General features: G+C 66.2%; 8 protein-coding genes. All 8 read right to left on the bottom strand.

Features of this window, described 5'->3' with window-relative positions; genetic code table 11:
• Positions 1 to 102: 102 nt before the first annotated feature.
• Complete coding sequence (addA, locus tag RMO89_RS13970) at positions 103 to 3,573, bottom strand: double-strand break repair helicase AddA (RefSeq protein ID WP_310533842.1); 3,471 nt, start codon at positions 3,571 to 3,573, stop codon at positions 103 to 105.
• Positions 3,570 to 6,578 (bottom strand): PD-(D/E)XK nuclease family protein, encoded by a 3,009-nt coding sequence (locus tag RMO89_RS13965; protein ID WP_310533841.1) that lies wholly within the window; start codon positions 6,576 to 6,578, stop codon positions 3,570 to 3,572. Before RMO89_RS13965 ends, addA begins: the two co-directional genes overlap by 4 nt.
• On the bottom strand, positions 6,568 to 7,305 hold the full coding sequence (locus tag RMO89_RS13960; protein ID WP_310533840.1) for a nucleotidyltransferase family protein: 738 nt from the start codon (positions 7,303 to 7,305) through the stop codon (positions 6,568 to 6,570). The genes RMO89_RS13965 and RMO89_RS13960 overlap by 11 nt, the downstream gene beginning before the upstream one ends.
• A complete protein-coding gene (locus tag RMO89_RS13955; protein WP_310533839.1) occupies positions 7,302 to 8,288 on the bottom strand; it encodes a phosphotransferase in 987 nt (328 codons plus the stop codon). The genes RMO89_RS13960 and RMO89_RS13955 overlap by 4 nt, the downstream gene beginning before the upstream one ends.
• On the bottom strand, positions 8,279 to 8,728 hold the full coding sequence (tsaE, locus tag RMO89_RS13950) for a tRNA (adenosine(37)-N6)-threonylcarbamoyltransferase complex ATPase subunit type 1 TsaE (protein WP_310533838.1): 450 nt from the start codon (positions 8,726 to 8,728) through the stop codon (positions 8,279 to 8,281). The genes RMO89_RS13955 and tsaE overlap by 10 nt, the downstream gene beginning before the upstream one ends.
• On the bottom strand, positions 8,725 to 11,070 hold the full coding sequence (locus RMO89_RS13945) for a PAS-domain containing protein (RefSeq protein WP_310533837.1): 2,346 nt from the start codon (positions 11,068 to 11,070) through the stop codon (positions 8,725 to 8,727). The genes tsaE and RMO89_RS13945 overlap by 4 nt, the downstream gene beginning before the upstream one ends.
• A gap of 180 nt (positions 11,071 to 11,250) precedes the next feature.
• Positions 11,251 to 11,685, bottom strand: a complete 435-nt coding sequence (locus RMO89_RS13940) for a hypothetical protein (protein ID WP_310533836.1) — start codon at positions 11,683 to 11,685, stop codon at positions 11,251 to 11,253.
• A gap of 94 nt (positions 11,686 to 11,779) precedes the next feature.
• The coding region (locus RMO89_RS13935; protein ID WP_310533834.1) for an adenosylhomocysteinase at positions 11,780 to 12,068 on the bottom strand (289 nt) is incomplete at its 5' end.

The following is a 12,068-nucleotide window of genomic DNA, read 5'->3' as shown; positions in this document are numbered from 1 at the left end:
TGGCGTCGGTAACGGCGATGGTCGGCATGGGAATGTCTCCTGATTTGTTGCGGCCAATTTAGGCACTCGGCGGGCGGACGCAACTCCCGGCCAGCGAAAGGTTTACTCGGGCGCGGACAAGCCGGGCTTGAACCGCGCCAGAAGGTCGGCGGGAATTTCGATCAGCGCCGGAACCGAGGTGTAGAGCACTGCCGCGTCAATCTGCCGGCCCGGATAGGCAACTTCCAAGGCGGCTGCGTAGGCGGCCATCTGCCGGACCACCGACTGCGGCACCCCGCCAAGGTCGTGCGGCGGGCGGCGCGCAGTCTTGAAATCGATCAGCCGAATGCGGCCGGGTTCGATCAGCAGTCGGTCAATCGTGCCGGCAACCACCTGATCGCCGACCAGCGCGGCAATCGGCACTTCGGCCAGCGCTTCTGGCCCGAACAGGTCGGCCCAGGTCGCCTCGCCCAGAACGCGGATGGCGGCATCGACCATTTCGCCGCGCAGATGTTCCGTCAGATCGGCGGCATTGCGCGCCAGCCAGTCCATGGCCGCCGCCGAACGATCCGCCGGGGCAAGTTCGGGCAGGCGTTCGAGCAGGCGGTGAATCAGCACGCCGCGCCGCGCGGCTTCCACACCCGTGCCCGGAGGCCACGGTGGATCGGACGAACGCTCCTCGCCCAACGCACTTGGTGCGAGCGGGCGCGGCGGGCGCGGTTCTTCGCCAATCGCACGCTCGGCCCACGGCGGGTTGAGTGCCAGCGGCTGCATCTCGGCAACGTCGCCCGAACCGAACGGCATCGGCGGCAGCGAGCCATATTCAAGGCGGCGGCCCCACAATGGATCGTCGATCTCGCGCTCATCCGCCATGACTTCAGCGAGCCGCGCGTACCAGCTATCGAGGGCGAGCTCCTTTTCATTGCTCGCCAGTGCGCCGGTAACAAACAGCGCCTCCTCGGCGCGGGTCATTGCCACATAGAGCAGCCGCCAATGCTCCTCGCGCTCCTCCGCCTTGACGCGGGCTTCCTCGTCCTCAAGCCGGCCGCGCTTCTCTTCGGCGCGCAGGCCCGGCAGCGGGATGCGGCGCGACTTGTCCAGCGGATCGCTGAGTTCGAGCGGCGATCCGAGCGAGCGTTCGGGATTGTCCGCTGCATCGGCAAGGATGACGATCGGCGCCTGCAGGCCTTTCGATCCGTGGACCGTCATCACCCGCACCAATCCGCCGCTGCCTTCGGCCTCGCGCTTCAGTTCGCCGTCGCCGGCATCGAACCAGTGGAGAAACCCGACGAGGCTGGGCACGTCGGTCATCGCATAGGCGTGGGCGGCGTTGACCAGTTCATCGATCGGATCGTTCGCCTCGCTCCCCAGCCGCGCGACCAGCTTTTCGCGCCCGCGCCACGGACCGACGAGCAGCCAGTGGAGCAACGCCTGCGGGGTTTCGTAATCGGCGAGACGCAGCAGACCGAGCAATTGCTCCATCGCAGCCAGCACTAACGGTTCGCGCGATTGGCGCAGGTGCGCCCAGAGCCGCACCCGGTCACCGCGATAGCCATGTTCAAGCAGCTGTTCCTGGCTCCAGCCCACCAGCGGCGAGACCAGCAGCGCAGCGAGATTGAGGTCGTCGAGCGGCTGCACGGCAAAGCGCAGCGCAGCGACCAGATCCTTCACCGCCAGCGGCGCGCCGAGCCGCAGCCGGTCAACCCCCGCCACCGGAACGCCCGCCGCATGGAGCCGCGCAACGATCAGGCCGGCAAGGTCCTTGCGCTTGCGCACCAGCACCATGATGTCGCCCGCCTTGGCCAGCCGGTGCTGTCCCTTTTTCAGCGGGAAGGAACCGCCGCCGTGCAGCCATGTCTTGACCTGCTTGGCGATCTTTTCGGCCAGTTGCCGGTCGGGCTTGGCGATCCAGCCTTCTTCGCCCTCATCGCCATCACCGCTGTCCGCGCTTTCGCCGTCGGTCAGGCCAACCGGCTGCCACAGGGTGACGAGACCTTCGCGCTCCTCCCCCACGTGGCGTTCAGGCAGTTCCTGCAGGCCGAACCGGTCCGGTCCGATCTGATCAATCGCGCGATCGACGAATTCAAGAATCGGCCGCGCCGTGCGGAACGACTGGCCGAGACCCAAGTCCTGCAGCTTGCGCACCGGCTGCGAACTGCGCAGCTTGATGACGTTGTCCGCCACATCTTCCAGATAACCGCGCACACGTTCCTTGGCGCGCTGGAAGTTCTCCGGGCTGGTGCCCTGAAAGCGGAAGATCGCCTGCTTGTAATCACCCACCACGAACAGCGTCCGCAGCCGCTCCCCGTGTTGTCCCTCGCCGGAGAAGAAATCGCCGGTCAGCGCGTTGATGATCTCCCATTGCGCGGCATTGGTATCCTGCGCCTCGTCGATCAGCACATGGTCGAACTGCCGGTCGAGCTTGTAGCGGATCCAGTCGGCGACATCGCGGCGATTGAGCAGTTCCGCCGCCTGCCGGATCTGGTCGTCGAAATCGATCAGCCCTTCACGCTTCTTCGCCTCGTCCCAGGCGTGGGCAAAGGCGCGGCCCAGCGTGAGCGCAGGCACGACGTAGTCCGCAGCGGCGAGCAGACCGCGCATGTCCCGAATGCGCAGCATCGCCTCAAGCACGCGCTGTGCCGCATCGCCGAAGTGCGCTTCGAATTTCTCTAGCGAAGGTACGTCCTTGATCGTGTCCTTTTGCGTGAACAGAACGGCGAAAAGCTGGGCAAAGCTTTCAAGCCGGTCAGCCGGGTCGCCAGCAAGCCATGCGGCGATGACCTCGCGGCCGGCCATGCCCTTTTTGCCGTTCCATTGCCGGTATGCGGACAGGCACAATTCCAGCGCATCGCATTCGAATTCGGCGTCGCTGCACAATTCGATCAGACTGTGCTCGCCCGCATCCTCCGACAACCCCAACAGCCGCATTACGCGCGGTCGCAGGTCGCCGAGTTCCCACGATCCGGGGCCGAACCACGCCGAATGGGCCGAGGCGCAGCGCAGCAGGAACTGCTCCACCTCGCCGCTGTCCTTCATCCGTATCGCAAGCGTGGAAAGCGCCGCCATGAAGGCATGATCGCCGCGCGCTTCCGCCTCGACCAGCAGGTTACCCAGCACATCGCGCAGCAGCAGGATGCGGTCGCGGTCTTCCATCGGGCGCGTGCCGGGGGACAGACCGGCTTCTTCGGGGAAGCCCGCCAGCAGCCACTGGGAAAAGGCATGGATCGTATCGATCCGCAGCCCGCCACCGGGGCAATCCAGCACCGAGGCGAACAGCGTGCGCGCGCGGTCGCGTGAGGCCGGATCGTCAGGCGCGCCGATATTTCGCAGCTCCTCGAACAGCTTCATGTCAGGCATGCGCACCCAGTTCGCCAGCACCTCGTTCACGCGCACGGCCATTTCGGCGGCGCCTGCCTTGGTGAAGGTCAGGCACAGCAATTGCGACGGGCTGACCCCGGGCTGCAGCAGCAGGCGCAGCACGCGGGCGGAAAGCACCTGCGTCTTGCCAGTTCCGGCCGAGGCCGAGAGCCAGACCGTGTCAGCCGGATCGACCGCCAGTTTCTGGTTGCCATGTAGCGGGAAGACCTTGCTCATTCGCCGTCATCCTCGCGGCCTTGCCATTCCTGAAGACGCATCAGCTGATCGTAATCGGCATAGCCCGGATAGGCCGGATTGAGCCGCGCGGTGAAGGCATCGCTGCCCTTGATCCAGCGGTCGATCGCATCGCCCAGGAAGCGTTCGGTTTCCGAGAGGAATTCGCCGCGCGGAATGCCCGATTTCTTCGCGCCTTCAAGGATCGGCTCGCTGAGTTCGCCAAACCCGCTCGCGCTCTTGCTGTTTTTCCGCAGCGACCAGTATTCAAACCGGGTCGGCTCTCCCGCTACCCCGGCAAAGGCGCCATCGCGCGCCATCAGTCCGATCAGGCCAAGCTGCAGCGCGAACCCCTCCTGAACCCGCCGCGCGGTGGGCGGACCGCCGGTCTTGTAATCGACCACCGCCAAAGTGCCATCCGCCAGCGCGTCGATGCGGTCGGCGCGGCCCTTGATCGTCACGCCCTTGAAGGTGATGCTGCCCTTGATCTCGCTGGCGAGGACGCGCCGGCCCTGCCCGTCCTGCGCGGCGATCTGTTCCTCGATCCATCGCAGCCCGGCGATCAGGCGCGGCCACCACAGGCCCCGCACCAGCGGGTGCGCGCTCATCTTGTCGAGCTCTTCGCTGGCAATGGCACCGAGCGAGCCGCCTTCCTTGTGCCAGCGTTCGAGGATCTGGTGCACCGCCGTGCCCTTCCAAGCGGCGGTCGGTTCGGCATCGAGCGCGTCGAGCGCGCGCAAGCGCAGGATATCGCTGGCGTAGAACTGGTAGGGATCGCCGCGCAGCCGGTCGAGGCCGGTCACGGCTATCGGCACGTCACGCTGTTCGGGCGAGGGCATCGGCTGCGGCCGGGTATGTGCCGTCTTGCGCGCCGGCTCGTTCAACCGCCGGGCGAGCGCGGGGGTTTCGCGGTCAAGATGGCGGTCAAGCAGGTCTGCGCCGAGCATGGCCCGCACACGCAGCACGAAACGCGAGGGGATCGCCGGGCCAGAGGTATCGCGCCGGGCATAGCTCAGCACCACCTCGGGCGCGCCGAGCGCGGCGGCAAGGTCATGCGCGGCAAGCCCGATGCGGAAGTCCGCACCCGGCACACCGAGCGCGCGCAACACCGGCGCGGCGAGCAGGGCATCGGGCGACGGCGCTGCCGGCCAGGTGCCCTCGGTCAGCCCGCCGCAGATCACCATGTCGGCGCGGCTCATCCGTGCTTCGATCAAGCCGTAGACGGCAACGCGCGGATGCCCGCCCCACGGCTTGCGCACGGCGACGCGCTCCATCGCATCGCGCAGGGCGACGGCGAGCCCGTCGCGCTCGATCCGCGTTCCGGCGGCCCGCGCAGCATCGCGAAGGTCCTCGACGAAGCTGGAGAGCGAACGCCCATCCGCCTCGTCCCAGATGCGGCCGCCGCTGATCGCCTCGCCCGCCGCGATCAGTGCGTCTAGCGCGCTTGCCAGCGGCATGTCCTCACCATCACCGAGCAACGGGGTCAGCAAGCCTTCGACCACGCCCCACCATTCGGCAAACCCGCGCACATGCTTGTCGCGTTCCTCGGCCACAGCGCGAAGCGGCGCCAAGCCGGGACCTGGACGCGGTCCGCGCAGGGCAAGATCAAACGCTCGAACGTGGTCCAGCCAGTCGGCGCGGCCGAACTTCTCGCCCGAATAGGGATGGCCGAGCAGTGCCAGCAGCGGCACCGGCGCGGCATTGCTCGCGGCGACTTCAGCCAATTGCAGCAGCAAGCGGCCTGCGGGAGTCAGTGGCAGCGGTTCGCCCGCTGTATCATCGGCCTCGACATTCCAGCGGCGCAGGTGCGAGATTACGCGCGCGGCCAGCGCCCGGTCAGGCGTGATCAGCGCGACGCGCTTCTCCGGCACTTCAAGCGCCTCACGGATCTTGAGCGCAATGGACTGCGCCTCGTGCCCCGGATGGTCGCTGACCATCAGCGTCACGCCCGTCAGCCGGCGCTGTTCTGCGGTCAGACCGACCCAGCGCGCGCTGGCAGCAGGCGGCAGGAATAGATTGGAGATCGCCTTGCTGCGTTCCGGCGGGGCAGCGGCCATGCCGGCGCGGTGCCACGGCTGCACTTCGCCGCGCTGCACGCCCATGCGGTTGAGCAGCAGCTTGAGGTGGTATTGCGGATGGGTCACCGCATCTTCGCGCGCAAAGGGCGGATCGTCGGGGCTCTCGCCCACCCCTGCCCGGCCCAGCGCCGCCCAGGTCTCGGCATCAAGGCTGAGGTCGAGATCGGGCAGGATCACCGCGCCGCGCGGCAATTCGCTGACCACGCGCAGCAGGCGGGCGAGCGACGGCGAGGCGCTGGTGACGCCTGCCGCGACGATCGGTGTCGCCGGAGCCTGCGCCGCCCATTTCGCTGCCGCCCGGTCAAACAGACGGTTGCGCCGCGCCGGAGCATCTACCAGCCCTGAACCTTCCAGTTCGGCCAGCCAGCGCAATTGAACCCGCGCGAAAGTCAGCGTGGAACGCTTCCAGTGCTCGGCGAGTTCACCAACGACGTCGACGACACGCGGTTCGAGAAGTTCCTCGGGACGAATGCCTTCCACCAGCAGGCGGTCCATCGTGCGGCCCAGATCAAAGGCCTGCCGCAGCAGCGCAGGGCCTTTCGGTGCGCGGTCGCCCAGTTCGTCGGCGAGCAGCACAGCCAGCCGCAGCCAGCGCTGGGTCGGTTCGACCGCCGGGGGAATGTCATTGCCGGCACCAAGCGGATCGAGCAGCGGCCCGAGCTTTTCATCGATGTCGAGATCGCCCACCGCCGCCATGCGGGGGAGCAGCAATCCGCGCAGTTCGCGGGTCCCCGACAGCCGCACGAAAGCCTCGGTTACCGTGCGGATCGCGCGCTGGCTGGGGAGCAGAAGCGTCAGCCGCGCCAGGCCGAGTTGGTCATCGCTGTAACGCGGCAGAAGCCCAGCCACGAGCGCATCGGCAAAACCCCGGTGCGCGGCAATCGAATAGACCTGCGGGCCTTTTTCCGTGGGCTCGCGCTCAGCCGGCATAGCCGAGCGCTGCCTCCGTCATGTCGATCGCCTCGGGATAGCCGACATCGAACCACTGGCCTTCATGGACCAGCCCGTGACAGCGCTCGGCGGTGATCGCGCGGTCCCAGAACAGGTTGGTCGAAAAGACGTCTTCCGGCGCGTCGGCGATCAGGTGCTTCGACAGCATCTGGATCCCGGTCCAGACATAGGGACGCGCCCGTTTGCCGCCTTCGCGGGTGAGGCGGCCATCGTCCTCAAGGTCGAAATCGCCCTGCCCCTGCGTATTGCCCGCCCGCTCGAACGGGACGACGAGCATCAGCACGTCCATTCTGCCGCCGTCCCAGGCTGCCGCAAGCCGGCGAAAGGCATTTTCGCCCTCGTCGGTCCACCAGTTGTCGGCATTGACGCAGATGAACGGATCGCCGGCGATCAGCGGCTTGGCGCGCACCAGCCCGCCGCCGGTATCGAGCAGCAGGTCGCGCTCGTCCGAAATTGTCACGGCGAAATCCTGCGCATGATCAGCCAGATGCGCCTCGATCTGGTCGGGGAAGTAATGCACGTTGACGACGATCCGCCCCACCCCGGCATTGCGCAGGTGGACCAGCACGTGATCGAGCAGGGTCGTACCGGCGACGCGGACCAGCGGCTTGGGCCGGTCCTTGGTCAGCGGCATCATGCGCGTGCCCATGCCCGCGGCCATGATCATCGCGGTTTCGGGCATCGTGGCGAGTGGCTTTGGGGTCATGCCTGCCAGTCGCCGCCCAGCGCCTCGCGAAGGTCGGCAGGGATGTTGGCATCGAACCAGCGCGCCACCGAGGCCAGCGCCGGATGGGCAAGGTCACGCTCCATCTGCACCCAGACACGCGGGATCATCGAGAGGTAGCGCGGTTTGCCGTCGCGCTTCCACAGCCGCACGAAAATGCCGACGATCTTGGCGTTCCGCTGCGCGCCGAGCATTGCGTAATCGGCGAGGAACACGTCGCGATTGCCAGAATAACCTTCAAGATAGCGATCCAGCATCTTCGCTTCGAGTTCAGGGCTGACATCGCGCCGCGCATCCTGCAGCAGCGACACCAGATCGTAAGCAGCATGGCCGATCAGCGCGTCCTGAAAATCGAGCAGCCCCTGCTTGTCGAGACTGCTGAGCAGCATGATGTTTTCGGCGTGGTAATCACGCAAAACCGTCACGCCCGGGCGCTGGTTGGGCATCAGCGCGGCGAAAGCCTCCTGCCAGGCCGCCGCCCAGCCGCGGCTGTCCACATACAGCGCGCGCGCGGGCACGTACCAATCAATGAACAACTGTGCCTCGCGCTGGTATTCGGTCAGGCTGTAACTGACGAACGGTCCCGGCGGCAGGCGGTGCAGCGCCGTCAGCGCATCGACTGCGCCAGCGTAGACCTCTTCCTCGTCCGCCGGCCAGTCATCAAGGTAATCGCGCATCCGCGTCACGCCGAAGTCTTCCAGCAAGACGAGGCCGCGTTCCGGTTCGGCATGAAGGATGCGCGGCGCGCGCATGCCGTTCTCGTCCAGCCAGCGCGCGGCGCGCAGGAACGGGCCCGGATCTTCATTCGGCGGCGGCGCGTCCATCAGCATCGCCGTCTTCTCGCCCATGCGGAGGCGGAAATAGCGGCGGAACGACGCGTCGCCGGGCAGCGGTTCGATTACCGCGTTCGGCCAGCCGGCATCGGCGAGAAAGCCATCAAGGCCTTCGGGCAGGGTCACTTCCATGGTTCACGCCCTAGCCAATCGGGCCCGGCACTTACAATGGCAATCCGCCCCGTTTCCGCAGTTTCCAGCGTAATTTCAAGGCAGCCCGGCTCGGATGCGAATCCGCCGGCGTGATCGGGCCATTCCGCGATCAATGCGGCACCCTCGCGGTAATCGTCGAGCCCCAGCTCCTCCGCCTCGCGCGGGTGTTCCAGCCGGTAGAAATCGGCGTGGACCAGCGGCAGGCGGACAGTGGGCGGATCGTAGGTCTCGATGATCGCGAAACTGGGACTCGGCACCTCGCCTTCATGCCCCAACCCGGCGATGATCCCGCGCGCCAACGTGGTCTTGCCCGCGCCCAGCCCGCCCGACAGCGCGACCACGTCCCCGGCGCGCAGCACTCCGGCAATGGCGCGGCCAAGCCGGTCCATCGCCGCGAGGTCCGGCAGGTCGATCGTCACGGCAGTTCGATGAGCGCGGCGGTGCCCTGTCCCGGTTCCGACACCAGTTCGAGGCTGCCGCCATGTGCGCTGACCAATTGGCGGGCGAGCGGCAAGCCGAGCCCCTGCCTGCGTTCCAGCGCCGTTCCCACCGCACCAACCTTCACCCCGCCAATCGCGCGGGCAAGCGCGGCCGGGTCCATGCCTGGGCCATTGTCCGAAATGACGATCCGTGCGCGCCCATTCTTGAGCCGCGCCAGTTCGATCAGGATGCGTCCGCCGCGCGGGGTCGCGGCAATGGCGTTGTCGATCAGGTGGCCGATCGCCCGGCCCAGCCGCCGCCGGTCCGCCATGATCCTGCCGGCACCTTTGTCCCCGCGCAGGTCTAGCTGGAGGTCGGACTGCTTGAAGCGGTCGCGCCGTTCCTCGACCACTGCGGTGATAAAGGGCAGCAGTTCAACCTCTTCCATCGCCAGCGGCAGCAGTCCCGCCTCGCTTTGCGACAGGTCGAGAACTGACTCGATCTGCTCACCCAGCCGTGCCACCGAGGTCAGGATATCGCCGACATATTCGCGGCCCTGTTCGTTAAGATCGCCGCCGATGCCCGCCTGCAGCAATTCGGCAAAGCCGCCAATGGCATTGAGCGGATTGCGAAATTCGTAGGACATCGAAGCGAGGAAGCGCGTCTTCACCTCGTCTGCCTCAAGCAGCGCGGCATTGCGCTCGCGCAGCGCCGTTTCCGCCTTCTGGCTGTCGGTAATGTCGAGCACCGTCAGCAGCCCGTTGCCATCGGGCAGCGGAACGCCAGCGAATTCGAGCGTGCGGCCATCGGCCAGACTGACACGCCCGCCGGTCTGCTTGCGGTCAAGCGTGGCGGCGCGGACAACTTCGCCCACTGCCTTGGCCTGCGCCGGCCGTTTGAGCCGCGCGCCGATCCGTTCGAGCAAAGTGTCGATCTTCGGATGGGTATCGAGGAACTCACTGTCGAGCCCCCAATCGGCAGCAAAGCGCCGGTTCCACTGCTGCATCCGCCCATCGGGCGCGAAGACCGAGACCGATTCGAAAAGACTGTCGAACGTCGCGGTGCGAGTGCGCAGCAGGGTGTCGCGCGCCGAGGATAACTGCAGTTGCTCAGTGCGGTCCTCGACGATCAGCAGCAGGCCGCCATCGGGCATCGGGTGTGCCACAACGCGCAGGTGGGTGCCATCGCCAAGCGGCCATGCCTCTTCCTGCGCCTCGCCCTTGTGGAACCAGCCGGCCTTTTCCTTTCGCCAAGCCGGGAAATCGCGCGCTTCGGGCACGCGGCCAGCGTCATGCGCCAGATCGAGCAGGCGCTCAAACGGCGGCGGATCGAGCATGGCGGCGGGCTTCAGCGCGAAAATGCGCTGGAACGGCTGGTTGGCGAAGGACAGGTTATGCTTCGCATCGAATTGCGCGACCCCGGCGGACAACTGGTCAAGCAACGAGCGCTGCGCCTTGCGGAAGGCATCGAACGAGCGCGACAGCTCCTCCATGTCCTCGACGTCGACGGCATAGCCAGCCACGCCGTCATCGCCCAGCGGCAGGTCGGTCACCTTGAGCGTGCGGCGCTGCCCGCCAATGGTCGCCGCCACCATGCGTTCGATCGAGCGCTTGCGCGACAGCGCCTGCAGCGCGACCTTGGCGGCGCTAACTCCGTCGACCGCTTCGACAAGTTCAGTCCCGGCATCGGCCACCTCAACCGCATCGGTGCCGCCGACCGCCGTGACATAGGCATGATTGACCAGCCGCAGCTTGCCATCGCTGGAACGGAACCACATCGGCATCGGCGCGGCTTCGATCAGGCCGACCAGCGCGGCGAAATCCTCCCGTGCGCGGGCCGCATCGGCGCGCAGCTGGACGAGTTCACTTTCGCTGTCGGAAAAGTCGAAGATCCACACCAGCGCCGCGCCGCCGGGGGACACTTGCGGATCGGCGAGCACCCCGCGCAGCGCGAGACTGCGGCGCGAACCCACCGGGGTGGCGACCAAGTGGAACGGCGCGCCGGTCTTCTGCGTGCGCAACACCGCTTCGTTCAGCGCGACGAGCTGTTCGGGCGGCAGGCCCCGGCCCTCTTCGGACAGTTCGGTAAGGAACTGCGGCACACCATCGAGCCCCAGCCAGCCGGCCAGCTTGGGCGCCGCCTCGATCTTGCCGTCAGTCCTTACCAGCAACGGCAAGGCCGGCGATTCCTCGACCATCCGCGCCATGCGCCGCGCCGCTCGCTGGCTTGCCTCAGCCCGCTTCAGCCGCCGCCGCGCGGCAAGAAACGCCCACGCCGCCAGCGCGGTCCAAGCCGCGAGCAACAGGCCGATCAGAACAAGCGCGGTCTGGTTGAACACCATGCTGCTTCGCTATGGGAGCGAGGTGCGGATGGCAAGGCAGGCGCAGGAATGATCCGCGCGAATCTTGGGCAAGCCTACCTTCCATCCTCCATCGTCGCCCCGGGCTTGACCCGGGGCTTGGCTTTTCTTCGCCACCCTCGCCTTCACCCCCAATCTTTGAAAAGGCAGCCAAACCCGGGATCAAGTCCGGGGCGAAGAGAAACTAGAGTCGTCTAGAGGTCCAATCGAATTGAACCAAGAGGCTGCGGTTACGCCGCCACTGAATGCCCCCAACAACGACAACCACCACTCCCCATCTGCCCCCATGGCACAGTAAATTAGCAGTGGAATGAGCGATCCTCCGACGACTCCAACGAACACGTATGTGTGCAACTGTTCTGCATTGAAGCGCTTCAGCAGCCAACTTGTGGGCAGACCAATTAAAAGGCATGAAACGAGCACAATTGGAAACGTGATAATCAATGGAGCCAGCGTGGTAAGTAGCATCTCCCCCAGGTTGGCGTTGTCGCCGTATTGGTCAAACAAAGTCGGTAGCGTGAAAATGGCGGTAAAAATCAGCGGCATCCACGCACCGGCAAGAGTGCCAACCATGACTGCTCGAAAGAAGGCCCGCATCACCCAAGCCTATGGCATGAATGGCAATTGGCAAAGCAAACAAAAAAGGGCGGAGCATCAGCCCCGCCCTCTCTCTCATTCCTGAACCGTCAGCTCAATAGCGGTAGTGATCCGGCTTGAACGGGCCTTCGGTCGGCACGCCGATGTAGTCGGCCTGGCGTTGGGTCAGCTTGCTCAGCTTCACGCCGAGCTTTTCGAGGTGCAGCGCGGCGACCTTTTCGTCGAGGTGCTTGGGCAGAACGTAGACTTCGTTCTTGTACTGCGCCGGGTTGGTGAACAGTTCGATCTGCGCGAGCGTCTGGTTGGTGAAGCTCGACGACATGACGAAGCTGGGGTGGCCGGTGGCGCAGCCCAGGTTCACCAGGCGGCCCTTGGCGAGCATG

This window comes from Novosphingobium sp. (assembly GCF_031424035.1).
In the GTDB taxonomy this organism is placed as follows: Bacteria; Pseudomonadota; Alphaproteobacteria; order Sphingomonadales; family Sphingomonadaceae; genus Novosphingobium.
This window is presented reverse-complemented; position numbering and strand designations above follow the sequence as displayed.

Bases quoted from the DNA above. Each gene is read 5' to 3' on its own strand.
- addA (WP_310533842.1), bottom strand. From the start codon at position 3,573: ATGAGCAAGGTCTTCCCGCTACATGGCAACCAGAAACTGGCGGTCGAT.
- RMO89_RS13945 (WP_310533837.1), bottom strand. From the start codon at position 11,070: ATGGTGTTCAACCAGACCGCGCTTGTTCTGATCGGCCTGTTGCTCGCG.
- RMO89_RS13965 (WP_310533841.1), bottom strand. From the start codon at position 6,578: ATGCCGGCTGAGCGCGAGCCCACGGAAAAAGGCCCGCAGGTCTATTCG.
- RMO89_RS13955 (WP_310533839.1), bottom strand. From the start codon at position 8,288: ATGGAAGTGACCCTGCCCGAAGGCCTTGATGGCTTTCTCGCCGATGCC.
- RMO89_RS13960 (WP_310533840.1), bottom strand. From the start codon at position 7,305: ATGACCCCAAAGCCACTCGCCACGATGCCCGAAACCGCGATGATCATG.
- RMO89_RS13940 (WP_310533836.1), bottom strand. From the start codon at position 11,685: ATGCGGGCCTTCTTTCGAGCAGTCATGGTTGGCACTCTTGCCGGTGCG.